Raw genomic sequence first — 19926 nt, 5'->3', positions numbered from 1 at the left:
GAAAAAATGAATTTTTCAAAATTGAAAAGAATTGCAGCTACAGGAATTGCAGTTACATTAACCGCATCATTTTTAACAGGTTGCGGCATAAAAAGTGACACATTCATATTAGGAAAAATCTTTGGATTAAGCAGTGATGAAATTTTTAAAATAGATGACTTAACATGTTCTAAAAGTGAATACAAATTGATTTTTATGAACTATGTGAATAAATATAAAAAGGACTTTGGCGGAAAAGTTGACTGGAATGCAAAAGTGGACAAGGACACAACGTTAAAAGATTTCGTTATGGAAAAAGTTAAAGAAGACATGACTGTTAAGTATACAATTGCAGCCATGGCAGACACAGAGGGTATCAAAATAGATAAAGATGACATGCGTTCAATTAATGATGTGGCAGACAAGTTTTATAATTCATTAAGTCAAAGTGAACTGGAATACACAGACGCGGATTTGGATACAGCAACAGTATTGTACAGAAATTATTATTTGGCGGACAAGGTTTACAACAGAGTTACCGAGAAGGTAGATGAGACTGTAAGTGAAGAAGATGCAAGAGTAATAAAAATACAGTACATTCGTATGTCATCAGATAATACAGCCCCTGATACAATCCAAAAGAAGTTACGTTCCATTGCTAAAAAGGTAAAAAAAGGAACTACGAATTTCGAAAAGGAAGCAAAGCAGATAAGCGAAGATGACTCAGCTACAAAAGTTATAAAGAAAAATGAAGCTACAACAACATTGGAAAAAGAAGCCTTTAACGTTAATAAAAATCAGACCAGTGAAATTATTAATGACGGAAATGATTATTACCTGATTTACTGCGTTGATAATTATATGAAAGATGAGACAGCTAAGAACAAGGAAAATATCATCAAGAAGCAAAAAAAGGCACTATTCCAGAAAGAATATAACAGTTTCCTAAAGGACAGCAGTTATGATTTTAATACGTCAGAATGGGAAGATATTGTCCCTGAAGATATAAAAGATTTAAAATCATCAAACTTCTTTAGTTTGTATGGAGATATTTAGTCGTATAATATTAAGCTATAAAAGAACAAAATACAAGAAAGATTTGGTTTGCAGTATTTGTTTAGCAATTGGTACCGTAGGTCTTATAATGATAAAAATAGCAAATAAAATGGAACCGTAAAATGAGGGCAGTTGATATACCATTGATTAATAAATTTAAGATGGAATTTATTGCAAGTTTGATTTATTAAAATTTATAAAAAAGAAGTTTTGTTTAACAATTAAATTTGTTAAGCAAAACTTCTTTTTGGTTTTCTATAGATATTATTGATAACGATAATTATTCATCATCACTTTCATCTATTTATTATCACTTTCATCGCTAATTTCAACAGGTTTAGCTACCTGAACTTTCTTTACAGTACCCTTTGAAAACTTAGCTAAAATCTTATCTTTGAAAGTTAAGCCAAGGAATACAAGAAGTGAAAGCATACTGATTAAAATACCACTTCCAAGACCCTGTGGTTTATACTTAAATGTTACCTCATGTGTACCTGAATCAACTAAAACACCGATTTGAGCACCATCACAAATAGGGGTAATGGCACTTTCAATGCCATCTACATATACGCTCCAACCTTTGTCGTAAGGAATAGAAGTATACATAATACCCTGTTCTTCTGAAGTTACTGTACCTGTAATTTTTGTATCACTGTATTCTGATACAGTGTATGGATTTGCATTTAATAATTGGTAATCATATGACCAGGCATCGTTATCAAATGCGTATGCATAACAACTACTAATTGCCTGATTATCGCTGGCTGTAATTGTGATTTTTGAGCCAGGTGTTACATTTCCTAAATGACAGATATAATTCTGGTTTGTAGAAGAAAATGTCTTTGTTGTAGTAGATGTCTGTGTACCGTTCTGGTTTTCCATAATGCTACCGTCTGTAACTGTAGCAGTTAATGTTTCTGATGAAGTTACACAGAAGAAGTAAACATCCATTGTTTTCTCGTCTATTGAAGGAGTAAATTTGTCGCCTTTTTCTAAACTGTATTCAGCACTAAATTTACCGACTTCAGATGATGTAAGCTGGTGGAAAATATTCTTACCATCATTTACAGCAGACTTAATGAAATTATTCTGTGTAGCAAATGGATTGCCTGTATTCTTTTTCCAACTAGCTTCTGTATTTAGATTCATCATAAATCCAAGTGGAAGAGTCTGATTATATTTGTATAATTTAAGTGAACTCTGTCCGTTAACAGTTTTATATGACTGCTGACTTAGTAAAGTCATATAATTTGGCAAAGTAGGATTTCCTGTTGTATATTCATATTTCACTGCAGATAAAGCAGCAGTAAGAGGAGTATGACCATAATATGAATATGCGTTAAATGATGTCTGTAATCCAATCTCATCATAATAATCCTGCATAGCTGCTGATGCTACAGAAGAGAATGTTGAAATACTGTTGTACCCAAATCTTGCACCATCATTTCTTGTTGCATGGTATTCGCCTTCTGTTCTAAAGAAGTTGTAATTATCTTTCTTTGCATCGCTTTTGGCTACTTCGTTAAGTTTATCATAAGCTTCTGTTGCTTCATAGTAGCCGCTTCTAGAAGAAGTACTTGGAATACTTGTAACAGTCATGTTAAGAGTCAATTCACAGAATACAAGTAGAATAAGTAAATATGTGAAAAACGCTTTCATGTCACGATATTTTCTGAAACAGAAGAAGATTACAAGGTATGCACCAATAAACAAAATGCTTAAGTAAGCAATTTGTGTCATGTTTGTACTAATATCTAAATCTGTAAATAATTCTGAACTTTTGAAAATTTCTTCAAAAAGTAAAATTAAACCAACAGATACTCCTGCCGAACCGATAATGTGTGCCGGCTTAAATTCCCTAATATGAGTAAATGCTTCATATCCCATAGTTACAATTAAGAAAATATATAAGAATGATTCTCTACAAGGTAAACTATTTGGAAAATGTAAACCATGCCAAATATAGTTTGGAATATTGAAACTAAAACTTAATAACATAATAACAGCAATAACTGTTTTTCCGATACGTTCTTTTTTACTAATTTTTTTGCATAACCAAAATAGTGGTATTAAAATAAACATTGCAACACCACAATAGATGTTAGGATCATGTGGGTATTTCAAATCAGCTATTGGAACACAAATAAGTGATCTAAATAGCATATACATCATTGAAAAATATTCTTCCAAAGCTTCAGGGAATGATGTGTCTGCTGACTTAGTAATAAGCATGTTAAAATACTCAGGAAGAATAATGCAAGCAGCAAGCCCACCACCTAAAACTGAATATATTGCAAAATCCTTAAAAGCTAAAAGTCTTGCTTTTAAAGCACCGATTTCACTGTCAAAATCAGATACACAAAGAAGATATACAAAATATATTACACTGTAAAGACAAAGCATAATACCAATGTAGTAGTTAGAAAAAATACCAAAGGCGAGAGCTAAACAGTACATCTTGTATCTTTTTTGTGTTACTAATCTTTCAAGACCTAATATAATAAATGGAAGAATCCACATACAGTCAAGCCACATAATATTCCAGCTAAATGCTGCAAAATATGCTGACAATGCGTAAAACATACCAAAGATTACAGTGTTAATGTTTTTTGACTTAAATCTTTTTGAAAGATAATAAGTTGTAGCAAAGCCTGCAAGTCCCATTTTCAAAATAATTGAAAAGTTTACAAAATCAGCCATGTTTGTAGGCCAGAGAATTGTAAGTAAGTTAAATGGGCTGGATAAATAGTAGGCTGCAATTGCCACAAAGTTCATACCGGCACCAATTTCCCATGTGTAGAATAGGCTGCCACCACTTTGAAGTTTCTTTTGAAGTATTTCCAAATAAGGTGTGTACTGATGATAGCAGTCGCTTCGTAAGTACATTTCATCACCAAATGGGAAAACTCCCTTCACTGCGTAAACGACAAGCATTGATACTACCGGAATAAGAAATGCCAGTAAGTATAATCGGTTGTTGTCAAACCATGTTTTTAATGAAAAATTATGCTGTTTTTTGGATTTCATTATGAGTCCCCTTTCTGTTGTTAAAAATAAATAATATACTAAACACATAATTTAATATTATCGTAATAATCATTGCGATTAGTTTTGCTAAATATTTGTTACCGTTAATTAGCTTTTCGTTAATCAGCAGAATAATTTCAGTCATAATTAAAGTAGCAAATCTAACATAAGCAAATCGCATAAATTCTGCAAATACTTCAGTAAATCCGTGAGTTTTACTTTTAAAAACCCAGAGTTTGTTAGTAGTATAAGCAAAAACAATGGCACAAATGGTAGAGATTATATTTGAAATCAGTGCAGTACATCCATAGGAAGTTATTAATGAAAAAATACCTATATCAATAATGAAAGTACCAGCACCAAAAAAAATATAGTATACCATTTCGTAGCTTAACAAGCCTATAATTAAAGACTGTAATTTTTTGTTACTAACATGTGCCAACAAAAATTCCCTTAACCTAATTATAGTTTCTTTCATTTGTCTGTTGTCCTTTTAAATTATAAATGGTTTTCAATAGTTTAATTTGTTTATATTTTTAGACTTTTATGGGCTAGGGTAAATTAGTCCATAATCCTATATATTTTACTATAAATTGCCATTAGTGTAAATAAAAACAAAGATAATAGACAAAAATGCAAAATGTATGGATATAAAAATAATATAATTGACCCAGTTTTAAAAATATTTTATAATATATAGTAATTATGGAAACGTTTCCAAGGAAGAAATAATATTACTATACAAATTAAAATTATAAATGTACGGAGGTTAATATAATGGAAAGAAAGTGGTGGCACAACAAAGTTGCATATCAGATTTATCCTAAGAGTTTTAATGACACAAATGGTGATGGAATTGGTGATATTAAAGGCATAATTGACAAGCTGGATTATTTAAAGGAATTAGGCATTGATATTATATGGATTTCTCCAATATATCAGTCTCCTTTTGTAGATCAGGGCTATGATATTTCGGATTATTACAGAATAGATGAAAAGTTTGGCACAATGGAAGATTTTGACACATTGCTTGAAGAAGCAAAAAGCAGGGATATGCACATTGTTATGGACTTGGTTATTAATCATTGTTCAGATAAACATGAATGGTTTAAGAAGGCATTAGAGAATCCAGCAGGAAAATATGGAGATTATTTTTATTTTAGAAAAGGAAAAGACGGTAATCCGCCAAGCAACTATCGCTCATACTTTGGTGGAAGTGCCTGGGAAAAGGTTGAAGGTACGGATTTATATTATTTACATATGTTTGCAAAAGAACAGCCGGACTTAAACTGGTACAACAAAGAAGTTTTAGATGAACTTTATAAAATGATAAACTGGTGGCTTGATAAGGGTGTTTCAGGCTTTAGAATTGATGCCATTATTAACATTGCAAAAGATTTGAATTTTGAAAATCTTGAGCCTGACGGTGAAGACGGACTGGTACATGCCGGCAAGGTGGCAGAGCACGCAACAGGCATTGGTAGCATGCTTGAAAATTTAAAGAAAAATACTTTTGAAAAACATGATGCGTTTACAGTAGGTGAAGTGTTTAACATGAAAAAAGATGAACTGGGAGAATTTATCGGAGAAAACGGTCACTTCTCATCTATGTTTGATTTTTCAGCTCAGTGTTTGTCTTTTGGTGAACATGGCTGGTATGATGCACCTGATTTTACATTTAAACAATATAGAAATGCTATTTTTAATGCTCAAAAAGAAAGTGAAAATGTTGGCTTTTTGTCAAACATAATTGAAAACCATGACGAGCCAAGAGGGGCAAGCAGATATCTTCCTGAACATGCAAGAAATGCCCAAGGCACCAAAATGCTTGGGACAATTATTGTTTTGTTACGTGGAATTCCTTTCATATATCAGGGACAGGAAATAGGCATGACTAATACAAGATTTGAAGACATATCTGAATATGATGATATTAACACAATAAATGAATATAATTTGGCAATTGAAGCAGGCAAAACAAAAGAAGAGGCAATGGATATTTGTTACAAACACAGTAGGGATAATGGAAGAACTCCTATGCAGTGGTCAGATGAAAAAAATGCAGGATTTACAACAGGTACACCATGGCTTAAAGTTAATCCGCTGTATAAACATTGCAATGTAGCTGCTCAGTTAGAAGATGAAAATTCTGTTCTGAGTTATTATAAAAAATTGATTGCTCTAAGAAAACATTCTGAATATTCAGATTTGTTTGTGTATGGTAAAACAGTACCTGTTTTTACAGACAAAGATTATGTGTTTGCCTACAAACGAATTCTTAAAGATAAGGTAATATTAGTAATTGCTAATTTTGGCAAAGAGGAAATAACACTAAATATGGAAAAGGAAAAATGGAAAGTATTACTTAATAATATGAAAGAATATGAGATACTAGGAAAACAGCTTGTAATAAAAAGCTGTCAGGCATTGGTGATGGAATAGAAATGTTTACAAAAAATATTGTGCTAAATGTTGTTTTGCTAAAATGGAACATTTATGAAATATAATAGTTATAGCTATATAGTATAAGGCTGTCAGAAAATGTTTTTGATAGAAATTTTTTTAGAAAAAATTAAAACATTATTTTGACAGCCTTATTTTGCATATAAAAAGAAGTTTCTGTATTTTATTACAAAAATGTATGTGATATAATTTTAATTTGTTGAGACATATTCATAGAATAATTAAAAAGTTGAAAAGCTAATTATAGTCTATATTTGTTCCAACTCATAAAAGAAATACTTATAAAATATTACTTTTGTTTGACAACAGTAAAACAATAAAAGACATGTGTTGTTTACAAACAAAGGTTTTAAATAAATAAACTAACTAATTTTTATTAAAAGAAAGAGAGGAAAAATATTATGAAGAGAATTTTAAGTTTTGTATTGGCAATGATAATTGCTATTTGTGGTATTAGTTTTGGTGACTATAAAGAAGTAAAAGCAACAGAGTTAAAAAATATTTATGAAATAGGGACTTATGATAATAGTAACATTTATCTAGGTGGAAATCTAGAAGTTAAAATGATATTTTTAGATGAAAATATGGAATTAATCAAAAATCCTGATTTATCTAATTATACAATATTATGGGAAAAATATAATAAAAATAAAAAAAGTTGGGAATATTATTCAAATAATAAAAATTTAATAATTAAAAATGCTAAAAAAGATGATTTTACAAATTATAAAATAACATTAACAAATAAAAATACAGATGGATATAGTCCTTCATTAACATTAGAAATAAAAGAAATATCAAAAAATCAGTATGAAAAAGAAAATCCAACTGAAGAACCAACTACAGAACACAAATCAGAATTAAAAGATTTTAATTATAATTGTAGAATTTCTGGATTAAAAAATAACTATAATTATATAGGAAAAGAAATTAAGCCTTCAATACATGTTTATTCAGAAAATTTAAATGGAACAAAAGCAGAAACTAAACTTGATCCTAAATATTATACAGTAACTTATAAAAATAACATTAAATCTGGTAAAGCAAGTATAACAATTAAAGGAAAAACTCCATATTATGGATCAAAAACTATTACATTTAAAATTAAGGCTATAAGTCCTAAATTATCAAAAGTTAAAGTTAAAAATAAGAAAATTAAAGTTACTTGCAAAAAAGTTAAATGTGATGGATATGAATTTAGATACAAAAAATCAACTCTTAAATGGGGTAAATCAGCATCTAAAAAAGGATGGAAAACAAAAACTCAAAAAAGTAATAAATTTACATCAAAGAAACTTAAAAGTGGTAATTATTTTGTTCAAGTAAGAAGTTATGTAAAGAATGGTAATAGTAAAAAATATTCTTCTTGGACATCAAGAGATCAGATGACAGTTGTTGGTAAATCAACAAAAATTGAAAAAGGCAGATTTAAAGAAAAATTTGAATGGGATGGTCAGAAATGTAAATTTTATGCTCCAAAATATGTATCAAAACGTTGGGGAAAATCAAGAGATTGGAGTTGCACTTGGGGTGATAGATCATTATATGGAGTTAAAGAATATAATTATGTTCCTGTAGTAAAATGGATTATATCATATAAAAGAAATACTGGATACATTTGTATGGCTGACAAAAATGGGGTTATAGTTGAAGAAGGTCGTATTGAAAAGATTTATAAATAAGGAGAACTATATGAAATTTTATACTGATGGATCAAGGATCAATGGTAAAGAAGATTTCATTATAGGATGGAGTGCTGTTTGTGAATTAGGAGTTCTTGCTTCTAGTTCACAAATTGGTGGTTCCAATATTAATGCTGAAATTTTTGCCATTAGAGATCTATTAAAATATTTAACAAATAAAAGAGTTAAAATATTTAACAAATAAAAGAGTTAAAATTTTAGATAACGAAATAGAAGTTGAAATAGTAACTGATAGTTTAACATCTATTCAGATTATTAATGGTTATTTAAAAGATCCTCTAAGTTTTAATCTATCTGAAAGTATCAATTATGTAACAGCTGATAAAATTTCTGATTATATAAAAGAATTAAATGAAAGAAATATAGAAGTTAAATTTAAACATGTTAGAGGTCATGGAAAAGATAGTTCTATGGAAAAAGAAGATGTTTGGGGAAATTTATTCGCTGATTATGTAGCTACTTATGAATCTCAGAAATTAAGAGATTCTTTATCTTAAATTTTGTTTAATATTATGGATATAATATTAATAAGGAGGAGTGCAAATGAACACTAAAGAAAACAGTTATATGGAGGTATTAGATAAGCAAATAGATTTATTAAACGAAGCCCGAAAAAAAATAGTTGATAAACTAAAAGGTTACAATTCAAGGTACATGAGTGTAGAAAAGAAAGGGGGGAGAGGATGTGGCTTGAACTCAAGGAGCGATAATGACAGAAGAATGTATATGTGGATACAGACCAATTACAATGGAAAAGAGTACATAATTAATTTGTTCAAGAGTGAAATTGATTATAAAAGTGGTAATTGTCATTCACAAATTGGAAGAATATCGTTTACAAAAGGATATGTTACAAATAATAGCAAAACAACATCTCCAAATGTTATACTTAAAGATATTAAGGGAAGATGTCAAACAAATGCTGATAGAACTGCGTTGATTTTTAATTCACGTAATTGGTTTGATCCTATTGAGTATTTTGAAAATAAAGATAAAAATAAAATTAAAGAACAATTGGCAAATAAGCATTGGATATCAATAGATGATATTTTAAATAATGAAGAAATATCAGAAAAATTAGTAGTGGCTTTCGAGAAATTTATAAAGGAAGATCAAACTGCTGAAGAAAATGAATAAATATAATAAATGGTCTCTTATGAAATTTCATAGGAGACCATTTATTATGTTAAATATTTTAATCAAATAAAATTCAATTATTTCTGAAGTCCGTTTTCTTTCTTCATCATAGCTCTAACCTTTAGTGGTAAGCCAAATAATGTGATGAATCCTTCAGCATCATGGTGGTCATATAAATCACCTGTTGTAAATGATGCAAGGCTTTCACTGTATAATGAATATGGAGAAGTAGTTCCGGCTTTGATGATGTTTCCTTTGTAAAGTTTGAATTTAACTTCACCTGTAACGTATTCCTGTGTTGATTCAACAAATGCCTGTATAGCTTCACGAAGTGGTGTAAACCATTTACCCTCGTAAACAATCTGAGCTAATTTGTTGCCCATATCTTTCTTTGTTTCCATTGTGGCACGATCAAGAACTAATTCTTCAAGCTGTCTGTGAGCTTCCATAAGAATTGTTCCACCTGGAGTTTCATAAACACCACGAGACTTCATACCAACAACACGGTTTTCAACAATATCAATAATACCAATACCATGTTTTCCACCAAGTCTGTTTAATTCACGAACAATGTCAGATACTTTCATTTTTTTACCATTAACAGATGTTGGAACACCCTTTTCAAATGTCATTGTTACATATTCACCTTCGTCAGGAGCCTTTTCTGGAGAAACACCTAACATTAAAAGATGTTCATAGTTTGGTTCGTTTGCAGGATTTTCTAATTCTAATCCTTCATGACTAATGTGCCATAAGTTTCTGTCACGGCTGTAGCTCTGGTCTGTACCAAATGGAAGATCAATTCCATGAGCCTTACAATATTCAATTTCAGCTTCTCTTGAATCCATGTTCCATTTGTCATCTCTCCAAGGAGCGATAATCTTAATGTCAGGAGCAAGAGCCTTAATTCCAAGTTCGAAACGAATCTGGTCATTACCTTTTCCTGTAGCACCATGACAAATTGCAACAGCATCTTCTTTTCTTGCAATTTCAACTAATTTCTTAGCAATACCAGGTCTAGCCATAGCAGTACCAAGTAAATATTTATTTTCATAAACTGCATCTGCCTGTACACAAGGTACAATGTAGTCATCACAAAACTCATCTGTAATGTCTTCAATGTATAATTTTGCAGCACCTGAATATTTAGCTCTTTCTTCAAGACCATCTAATTCTTCGCCCTGTCCACAGTTGATGCAACAGCAAACAACATCATAATTATAATTTTCTTTTAGCCAAGGGATGATAGCAGTTGTATCAAGACCACCTGAATAAGCTAAAATAACTTTTTCCTTTGCCATAATATTAATCCTCCATATAATATATATTCTTTCCACGAGTTACTATACATCAATAATGCATAAAATGCAAGAAAAAATATAAATTTATGTATAATTATGCATAAAACTTAAAGAAAACTTGCATATTATACATAATAGGTGTATAATTTCTACATTGCAGTAAAATCCCTTGTATTTTATGTAATATGATTATAAAATTAAACAGGTCCATAAATACCATATTTTATGGCTGAAAAACACTATTAACACATAATGAAATGAAGAGCTTCATTATTATAAAATGAATAGGTTCAATATTATATTTCATTATTATAATAGGTTAGATTAATAGATTTGACTGCTTATATATAGGAGGAAATTATGATCAAGGTTGGAATTATTGGCGCTACAGGATATGCAGGAGTAGAAATTGTAAGATTAATTATGCAGCATAAAGAAGCTGAAGTTGTATGGTTTGGCTCAAGAAGTTATGTTGATCAGGATTACGCATCAGTATTTAGAAATATGTTTCAGATTGTTGATGCAAAATGTTTAGAAGATAATATGGAAGAATTAGCAGAAGCTGTAGATGTTATTTTTACAGCAACACCACAGGGCTTATGTGGTTCATTAGTTAATGAAGAAATATTAAATAAGGTAAAAATTATAGATTTAAGTGCAGACTTTAGAATTAAAGATGTTGCAACTTACGAAAAATGGTATGGCATCAAACACCAAAGCCCACAGTTTATAGAAGAAGCTGTATATGGACTTTGCGAAATTAATAGAGACAAAGTAAAAGGTGCAAGAATTATTGCAAATCCGGGTTGCTATACAACATGCAGTATCCTTTCAATTTACCCAATGGTAAAAGAAGGCTTAATTGATCCTAAGTCAATTATTGTTGATGCAAAGTCAGGAACTTCAGGAGCAGGCCGTGGAGCAAAAGTTCCAAACTTATTCTGCGAAGTAAATGAAAACATCAAAGCATACGGTGTAACAACACACAGACACACACCTGAAATTGAAGAACAGTTAAGCTATGCAGCAGGTGAGGAAGTAATGATTAACTTTACTCCACATTTAGTACCAATGCAAAGAGGAATATTAGTAACTGCATATGCTAATTTAAAGAAGCCTGTTTCTTATGAAGAAGTAAAGGCAGCCTACGACAAATACTACGGAGACGAATTCTTCATCAGAGTATTAAATAAAGACGAAACACCTGAAACACGTTGGGTTGAAGGCAGTAACTTCGTTGATGTAGGCTTCAAGATTGATGAAAGAACAAACAGAATTGTAATGATGGGAGCTCTTGATAACTTAATCAAAGGAGCAGCCGGTCAGGCAGTTCAAAACATGAACATACTATTTGGATTACCGGAAAGCGAAGGCTTACAACAAGTACCAATGTTCCCATAGAACATAATTCTACCAGGCATAAGAAAAAAGGTGTTGCAAGCTCGCTTGCAAACAACTGAAAGGAAACTTAATAACATTAAAAAGAAAGCGCTGGTAGCCCGTCGGTTCATCAAGGCAGCAAAGTCGGCTTGATAGAACCGCTACGAGGCGGACGCAGCGGGAGCGGGCTTTCGATAATGTTATTAAGTTCCCTTTCAGATGGATAACATCTTGTTGTAGAAGGAATTGAAGTTGAAAATTTTTAGGAGGAAAACAATGAAAGTAATAGATGGCGGCGTTACAGCTGCAAAAGGCTTTAGTGCATATGGTCTTAGAGTCGGCATTAAAGAAGGTAATACAGAAAAGAAAGACATGGCTATGATTTATAGTAAAGAACCATGCGTTGCAGCAGGTACTTTTACAACAAATCAGGTTAAAGCTGCCCCTGTAAAATGGGACAATAATATAGTAGAAAACAGTGATTTTGTACATGCCGTAGTTTGCAACAGCGGAGTGGCAAATGCATGCACAGGGGCTGAGGGAATGAAATATTGCGAAGACATGGCAGAAGCTACAGCTACAGCTTTAAATGTAGGTAAAGATGAAGTATTAGTTGCGTCAACAGGTGTAATTGGTGCCCAGCTTCCTATGGAGAAAATCACAAAAGGCATTGAAATGCTTGTGCCTGAATTAAATGACACAGTTGACGGAGGTCATAATGCAGCATTAGCCATTATGACAACAGATACAGTTCCAAAGGAAATTGCCTACGAAGTAGAAATCGGTGGTAAGAAATGTACTATTGGTGGCATGTGCAAAGGTTCAGGAATGATTCATCCTAATATGTGTACAATGTTAGGTTTTATTACTACAGATATTAATATTTCAAAGGAACTTTTAACAGAGGCTTTGAAAGAAGACATTAAGGATACATTTAACATGATTTCTGTTGATGGAGATACTTCAACAAACGACACTGTTTTATTGTTAGCAAACGGTTTATCAGGTAATGACAAAATTACAGAAAAAAATGACGATTACTATAAATTTGTAGAAGCATTACATAATGTTAATGTATTTTTGTCAAAGAAAATTGCTGGTGATGGCGAAGGGGCAACAGCTTTATTTGAAGTGAAAATCGTTAACGGAAGTTCTAAAGAACAGGCAGTTACACTTGCAAAATCAGTTATTACATCAAGTTTAACAAAGGCTGCTATTTACGGACATGATGCTAACTGGGGAAGAATTTTATGTGCTCTTGGTTATTCAAGTGCAAAAATTAATCCTGACACAGTAGATATTTATTTTGAAAGTAAAGCAGGTAAGTTAAAGATAGTTGAAAATGGAATGGCAACAGATTACAGCGAAGAAAAAGCTACAGAAATTTTGTCAGAAAACTATGTTACAGCTATATGTGACATGAAAATGGGAGAGGCAGAAGCTACAGCCTGGGGCTGTGATTTAACACATGAATATGTAAGCATTAACGCTGACTACAGAAGTTAAAAATAATAAATATAATTATAGTGTCAAAATGTTTTATCAACTTGTGCTTATACAATATTGAAAAAAGACATTGAGCCACAACAGGACTGATAATAAATATGCAGATTAGGTAAAGAAAAGGAGAGAGAAGCTATGATAATGAAGGGACAGCAGCAACTTGATATGGATAAATGGATTGAAAAAGGAGATGTTCTTATTGAAGCATTACCTTATATTCAAAGATTTAACAGAAAAATTATTGTTGTAAAATATGGCGGTAGTGCAATGTTTGATGAAAACTTTATGAAGAGTGTTATTCAGGATATTACACTTCTTAAATTAGTAGGTTTTAAACCTATTATTGTTCATGGAGGCGGTAAGGCAATCAGCCGTCATATTGACAGACTTGGAATGGACACTAAGTTTATTAACGGACTTAGAGTAACAGATGAGGACACATTAGAAGCTGCTGAAATGGTTCTTAACAGTGTAAATAAGAAATTAGTTCAGATAGTAGAACAGTTAGGCGTTCGTGCCATTGGTATTAGTGGTAAAGACGGTAGACTTCTCACTGTAAAGAAAAAATTATCAGAGGGCGAAGATATTGGATATGTAGGTGAAGTTACACACGTTAATGAAGATATACTTCTTGAATTACTTGAAGATGATTTCTTACCAATTGTATGTCCTATTGGTTTAGATGAAGATTTCCATGGCTATAACATTAACGCTGATGATGCTGCAAGTGCTATTGCAGAGGCAGTAAAGGCTGAAAAACTTGCGTTTTTAACAGACACTGAAGGTGTTTATATGGATAAAGATGACAGCAGTACGGTAATTTCTGAAATGACAGTTTCAGAAGCAGAAAAGTTAATTGAAGACGGTATAATCGTAGGTGGTATGTTACCAAAGATTAGAAACTGTATGGATGCAATAAAAAATGGTGTCTCAAGAGTTCATATCCTTGACGGAAGAATCCCTCATAGTATTCTTTTGGAAATCTTTACAAACAAGGGTGTTGGAACAGCAATTTTAGGCGATGAACAGACAAAATTCTTTAATAAATAATTTAGATTAAAAGAAAGGTTTTGGGTGAAAATATGAAAGATACAGAGTATATGGACAAGGCAGAACAATATTTTGTACATACTTATAATAGATTTAAAGTAGTTATTGATAAAGCAGAAGGGGCTTATATTTATGATGTAAATGGAAAGAAATATTTAGATTTTGCATCAGGAATTGGCGTATGTAGTTTAGGCTATGGCAATGAAGTTTACAAAGAAGCCTTAAAGAATCAGATTGACAAAATAACTCATACATCTAATTTATTTTACAATATACCATCTATAGAAGCTGCTGAAAAAATTGTTAAGGCAGCAGGGCTTGAAAAAGTGTTCTTTACAAACAGTGGTGCAGAAGCTATTGAAGGTGCTTTAAAAATGGCAAAACGATATGCTTATGACAGAGACGGTCATGCAAATCATGAAGTGATTGCAATGAATCATTCTTTCCATGGTAGAACAATGGGTTCATTGGCACTTACAGGAAATGAACATTATCAGAAACCTTTTGGGCCTATGATTGGTGGCATTAAATTTGCAGAATATAATAATTTAGACAGTGTAAAAGAATTAGTAAATGATAAAACCTGTGCAATTATTTTGGAACCACTACAGGGTGAAGGTGGAATTTATCCTGCAACAAAAGAATTTATTGAAGGCATAAGAGAGTTATGTACAGAAAAAGACATAATTATGATTTGTGACGAAGTGCAGTGTGGTATGGGTAGAACCGGAAAAATGTTTGCTTTCCAAAATTATGATGTAGTACCGGATATTATTGCTTCAGCAAAAGGACTTGGCTGTGGTGTACCTGTAGGTGCATTTATTGCCGGCAAGAAATGCTGTAACTCTTTAGTTCCGGGCGACCATGGAACAACGTATGGTGGCAATCCATTAGCAACACAGGCTGTATCAACAGTCCTTGATATTTATGAAAAAGAAAATGTTTTAGATAACGTAAAAGTTGTTGGTGCATATTTAGAAGAGCAGTTAGACAAAATTGTAGAAGATTTCGACAACGTAAAAGGAAGACGTGGAAAAGGCATGATGCAGGGACTTGTTCTTGAGACACCTGTAGGCGATACAATTGCAAAAGCAATTGAAAACGGACTTTTTGTTATATCAGCAGGGGGAAATGTTCTTAGAATGTTGCCACCGCTTATTATAACAAAAGAGCAGGTTGACGAAATGATTACTATTTTACGTAAATGTTTATAAAATTATAATTTGACTGATTTAGCAATTTGGTGGCAGGTTTGTGTCATCGGATTGCTTTTTCTTTGTTAAATTGAATTGTTTTTACAAAAATTGCAATATTGTAAAAAAAGTTTTGTTTTTTGTAAAAACTGTGATAAAATTTTACATAGACTTTACATTAGATTGTTAAGGTGGTTTACGGAAAACTTATAAATTTATATGATTAAAATGAACTATGTTCAGATAATAAAATTTATGGGAGAAAGAAAATGTATGTATTAATTACACAATTGCTTAGTGGATTGGCACTATTCCTTTTTGGAATGAAGTATATGAGCGACAGCTTACAGCAGGCGGCAGGTGGTAGGTTAAGAACCATTTTGGACCGTTGTACAAGAAATAAATATATAGCTGTTGTATGTGGTGCTTTATTCACAGCGTTTATCCAGTCATCCGGTGCAACAACCGTTATGGAAGTTGGTTTTGTTAATGCCGGTATCATGACTTTGGAACAATCTGTAGGAATTACATTTGGTGCGAATATTGGTACAACAATTACATCACAGCTTGTTTCATTGAAACTTACAGCAGTGGCACCATTTATTATTTTCATTGGTGCGGCAATATTATCATTTTGTAAGAAACCAATGTTAAAGAAAATCGCAGCCGTTATTTTTGGTTTCGGTTCATTATTTTTAGGAATTAATTTTATGACAGAAGCACTTCATGGAATTAAGGAAATACCTGAATTAATGAATGTGTTTGGATATTTAACTAACCCAATAATATCAGTGCTTGTAGGATTGATTTTTACATCAATTCTTCAGAGTTCATCAGTAACAGTCAGTGTGCTTGTATTGTTGGCAGGTTCAAATATTATTATTGATCCGGTAACAGGTGGAACAGATTATCTTGCATGTTTATATTTTATTTTAGGTGCAAATATTGGTTCATGTATGCCAGCGGTTATGGCAGCAATGAATGCAAACCGAAAAGCAAAAAGAACAGCTTTTATCCATGTAATGTTTAATGTTGTAGGATTAGTTGTAATTGGTGCTATTTTAATCTTTGCTTCAGAACCAATTGTTAATTTGATTAATTCAATTAGTGGAACAGATAAGCGTTTTGTAGCAAATGCAGATACAATATTTAAGGTATTCCAGTGTATTATTTTATTACCATGTTCTAACTTACTTGTTAAGTTATCCAAGAAGGTTATTCATTCTAGATCTGGTGAAGAGCAGGATGAAGACGAGATGGTATTAAAGTATATTGGAAAATCAGGTCTTACAAACCCAACTACTGTTGTGGTTGAAGTTGTTCAGGAAATTCAGCGTATGGCTGACATGGTTAAGATTAACTTAGAAGAATCATCAAAAGCCTTAATTGACAAGGAATTTTCAACATATAAGGAAGTATATGCCAGAGAAAAATATATAGACTTTTTAAGTCATGGTATTACTGAATACATGGTTGATGCTAACAGATACGGTTTACCACTTAAGGATAAAGAAAGATTAGGTGGACTTTTCCATGTAGTAATTGACGTTGAAAGAATCGGCGACCATGCAGTTAATATTATGGATGATGCCTTGAAAGAGAAGAATCAGAAAATCGAGTTCTCTAAAGAAGGCAGAGACGAAATGCTTACTATGTATGAGAAAGTTATGGAAATATACGAGAAGGCAGTTGAAATCTTTGTAAATGAAGATAAATCAAAATTTGATGAAGTTGACCGTTTAGAAGATGTTATAGATCAGATGAAAATTGATTGTCAGGAAGGTCATGTTAAGAGAATGGCAGGCGGAAAATGCTCAATTGAATCAGGACTTGTGTTTACTGATTTAGTAATTGGTTACGAAAGAATTGCAGATCATGCTGTAAATATTGCATTTTCTATTTTATCTGAAAAGAAAATAAACTAGAAAAGATACTAACGAAAATGGGCATGGAAACGTGCCCATTTTTTTCGATAAGGAGAAAATACATGCAGAAAATATATATAGTTGAAGATGACAAGAATATAGCTGAAATCGAAGAGTTTGCATTGAAAAATTCAGGCTTTGAAGTTTATACATTTTCAAATGCCAAGGATTTCGATAAAAAAATGGAAAATAAATATCCGGATTTAATTATTATGGATATTATGCTTCCTGACAGAGATGGCTTATCCCTTGTAAAAGATTTAAGGGAACATCCTGAAACAGCTTCCATACCGGTTATTATGGTTACTGCCAAATCATCTGAAATGGACAAAGTAAAAGGTCTTGACCAGGGAGCGGATGACTACATGACAAAGCCTTTTGGTGTAATGGAGCTTATTTCAAGAGTAAAGGCAATGCTTAGAAGAGCTAATCTTTCTGTTGAAACATCACTGGAATTTGAGGGGATTGTTCTTAATGATGCAAAACATAAGGTAACTGTAGATGGTAAGCAGTGTGATTTAACATATAAGGAGTTTGAATTATTAAAATACCTTATGCAAAATTGGGGTATTGTCCTTCAAAGAGGCAGAATCCTTGACAGAGTATGGGGAATTGATTACGAAGGAGAATCAAGAACTTTAGACATGCACATTAAGACTTTAAGAAAGAAATTAGGTGACAAGGGTGCATTAGTTCAAACTGTTAGAAATGTTGGTTACACTTTAAATTATAAAAAGGAAAAGTAGATATACCTGTAATAATTAAAGTGGTAGAATGTGAACAGGTGAAAAATTAGTTCTATCCGGAATCATAAACAATATTTAATTACAACAGTGTATAGAAAAAGAGGATAAGATGAAAAGAAAAATCTATATTAGAATGACGTTAGTATCAGTAATAATGATGCTTTTTACAATGAGTGTTACAGTGTTTACCTTTTATAATTTGTTTAGTGAACAGGTTATGGAAGATTTGAAAACACACGTCCATATTCTTAATACAACAGAAGCTGTTTTGCAGTATGTTGAAAAAGATTTTGATCCCAGGATTGATAATTTAAGAATAACGGTTATTGATACAAAGGGCGACGTTTTATACGACAGTAATGCAGATATTGGAACTATGGATAACCATGTAAACCGACCTGAAATTAAAGAGGCATTAGAGCATGGACATGGTGAGGCAACAAGAAAGTCTGATACCTTAGACAAGACAACCTACTACTATGCCGAGAAGCTGGAGAATGGTCAGATTCTTCGTGTGGCAAAAGAAGTAGTAAGTGTCTGGCAGTTTATTTTTAAGATTTTACCAATATTAATAATGGAACTTTTATTGGTAGCAATAATCTGTTTTATCGTATCAAAGCTTCTTGCAAAGAGATTGGTAGAACCCATAGAACAGCTTGCTCAAAATATGGATGAGGAAGAAGTAACAGAAACTTACGAGGAAATTAAGCCGTTTTTAAATAAGATACACAGTCAGCATAAAGCCTTGAAAAAGAGTGCTAATATGAGACAGGATTTTACGGCAAACGTTTCTCATGAATTAAAAACACCTTTGGCATCAATTTCGGGCTACGCAGAGTTGATTGAAACAGGTATGGCAAAGGAAGAGGATATATGTAGATTTGCCGGTGAAATTCATAAGAGCTCATTAAGACTGTTGTCTTTGATTAATGATATTATTGAACTTTCAGAACTTGATGTTATGAATGGTCAAATGTCAAAAACTAAAGTAAGTCTTACAGATGAAGTGGTTAATTGTGTGGAAATACTTCAAATGAATGCAGAAAAGCATAATGTTAATATTTCATTGGATAAGTGTGAAGATGGCTGTGTAATTGATGCAAATCAGGATATGATACAGGAAATTATTTATAATCTTTGTGATAATGCTATTAGATACAACAAGCCGGAAGGAAATGTTTGGGTATCAGTATTTAGAGAGAAAGACAACATTATTCTTCAGGTTAGGGATAACGGTATTGGTATACCTGAAAAAGAGCAACAGCACATATTTGAAAGATTTTATCGTGTTGACAAGGCAAGGTCAAAGAAAACAGGTGGTACAGGTCTTGGACTTGCAATAGTAAAACATATAGCAGAACAACACAACGCAGAAATAAAAATAGAAAGTTATATAAATGAAGGAACTACAATTTCTGTGATTTTTTAACTGAAAAGAAAAAGTGATGTCGCCCCATTCCTGC

15 protein-coding genes are annotated in these 19926 nt (G+C 32.0%); 12 read left to right on the top strand and 3 right to left on the bottom strand.

Annotation, left to right across the window (positions count from 1 at the left end; translation table 11 throughout):
* The first annotated feature begins 6 nt into the window (after positions 1–6).
* Positions 7–1035, top strand: a complete 1029-nt coding sequence (locus tag DWZ69_RS04440; protein WP_117998857.1) for a peptidylprolyl isomerase — start codon at positions 7–9, stop codon at positions 1033–1035.
* Positions 1036–1335: 300 nt separating this feature from the next.
* On the opposite strand, the gene DWZ69_RS04435 is transcribed toward DWZ69_RS04440, so the two are convergent.
* A complete protein-coding gene (locus DWZ69_RS04435) occupies positions 1336–4062 on the bottom strand; it encodes a YfhO family protein (RefSeq protein WP_158561041.1) in 2727 nt (908 codons plus the stop codon).
* Positions 4040–4540, bottom strand: coding sequence for a GtrA family protein (locus DWZ69_RS04430; RefSeq protein WP_022164792.1), 501 nt, complete (start codon positions 4538–4540; stop codon positions 4040–4042). Before DWZ69_RS04430 ends, DWZ69_RS04435 begins: the two co-directional genes overlap by 23 nt.
* A 299-nt stretch (positions 4541–4839) precedes the next feature.
* Here DWZ69_RS04430 and DWZ69_RS04425 point away from each other — a divergent pair, with 299 nt between their 5' ends.
* The 4 genes from DWZ69_RS04425 (at position 4840) to DWZ69_RS04410 (ending at position 9365) form a co-directional block, all read left to right on the top strand.
* A complete protein-coding gene (locus DWZ69_RS04425; protein WP_117998859.1) occupies positions 4840–6504 on the top strand; it encodes an alpha-glucosidase in 1665 nt (554 codons plus the stop codon).
* A gap of 422 nt (positions 6505–6926) precedes the next feature.
* Positions 6927–8207: a hypothetical protein gene (locus DWZ69_RS04420; RefSeq protein ID WP_118436235.1), complete on the top strand. Its 1281-nt coding sequence runs from the start codon at positions 6927–6929 to the stop codon at positions 8205–8207.
* 10 nt (positions 8208–8217) lie between these two features.
* Positions 8218–8412: a hypothetical protein gene (locus DWZ69_RS04415; protein ID WP_117998861.1), complete on the top strand. Its 195-nt coding sequence runs from the start codon at positions 8218–8220 to the stop codon at positions 8410–8412.
* 359 nt (positions 8413–8771) lie between these two features.
* On the top strand, positions 8772–9365 hold the full coding sequence (locus tag DWZ69_RS04410) for a hypothetical protein (protein ID WP_117998862.1): 594 nt from the start codon (positions 8772–8774) through the stop codon (positions 9363–9365).
* 77 nt (positions 9366–9442) lie between these two features.
* Here DWZ69_RS04410 and DWZ69_RS04405 read toward each other — a convergent pair whose 3' ends face one another.
* Entirely contained in the window at positions 9443–10666 is a 1224-nt protein-coding gene (locus DWZ69_RS04405) for an argininosuccinate synthase (protein ID WP_022164794.1), read from the bottom strand.
* 360 nt (positions 10667–11026) lie between these two features.
* Here DWZ69_RS04405 and argC point away from each other — a divergent pair, with 360 nt between their 5' ends.
* The 7 genes from argC to DWZ69_RS04370 all read left to right on the top strand — a co-directional run bounded on the left by argC (position 11027) and on the right by DWZ69_RS04370 (position 19892).
* Positions 11027–12067, top strand: a complete 1041-nt coding sequence (gene argC / locus DWZ69_RS04400) for an N-acetyl-gamma-glutamyl-phosphate reductase (RefSeq protein ID WP_117998863.1) — start codon at positions 11027–11029, stop codon at positions 12065–12067.
* A 255-nt stretch (positions 12068–12322) separates the two neighbouring features.
* Complete coding sequence (argJ, locus tag DWZ69_RS04395) at positions 12323–13552, top strand: bifunctional glutamate N-acetyltransferase/amino-acid acetyltransferase ArgJ (RefSeq protein WP_117998864.1); 1230 nt, start codon at positions 12323–12325, stop codon at positions 13550–13552.
* Positions 13553–13684: 132 nt separating this feature from the next.
* Positions 13685–14599, top strand: a complete 915-nt coding sequence (gene argB / locus DWZ69_RS04390; RefSeq protein WP_117998865.1) for an acetylglutamate kinase — start codon at positions 13685–13687, stop codon at positions 14597–14599.
* A 32-nt stretch (positions 14600–14631) separates the two neighbouring features.
* Positions 14632–15813: an aspartate aminotransferase family protein gene (locus tag DWZ69_RS04385; RefSeq protein ID WP_118436233.1), complete on the top strand. Its 1182-nt coding sequence runs from the start codon at positions 14632–14634 to the stop codon at positions 15811–15813.
* 248 nt (positions 15814–16061) lie between these two features.
* On the top strand, positions 16062–17717 hold the full coding sequence (locus tag DWZ69_RS04380) for a Na/Pi cotransporter family protein (protein ID WP_117998867.1): 1656 nt from the start codon (positions 16062–16064) through the stop codon (positions 17715–17717).
* Between the two features lie 62 nt (positions 17718–17779).
* Positions 17780–18463 (top strand): response regulator transcription factor, encoded by a 684-nt coding sequence (locus DWZ69_RS04375; protein WP_117998868.1) that lies wholly within the window; start codon positions 17780–17782, stop codon positions 18461–18463.
* Positions 18464–18572: 109 nt separating this feature from the next.
* Positions 18573–19892, top strand: coding sequence for an ATP-binding protein (locus tag DWZ69_RS04370; protein ID WP_243002558.1), 1320 nt, complete (start codon positions 18573–18575; stop codon positions 19890–19892).
* Positions 19893–19926 lie beyond the last annotated feature (34 nt).

This window comes from Eubacterium sp. AF34-35BH, from assembly GCF_003477765.1.
Classification (GTDB): domain Bacteria; phylum Bacillota; class Clostridia; order Lachnospirales; family Lachnospiraceae; genus Eubacterium_G.
Note: the sequence above shows the minus strand (reverse complement) of the source record. Positions and strands in the feature narration are given on the sequence as shown.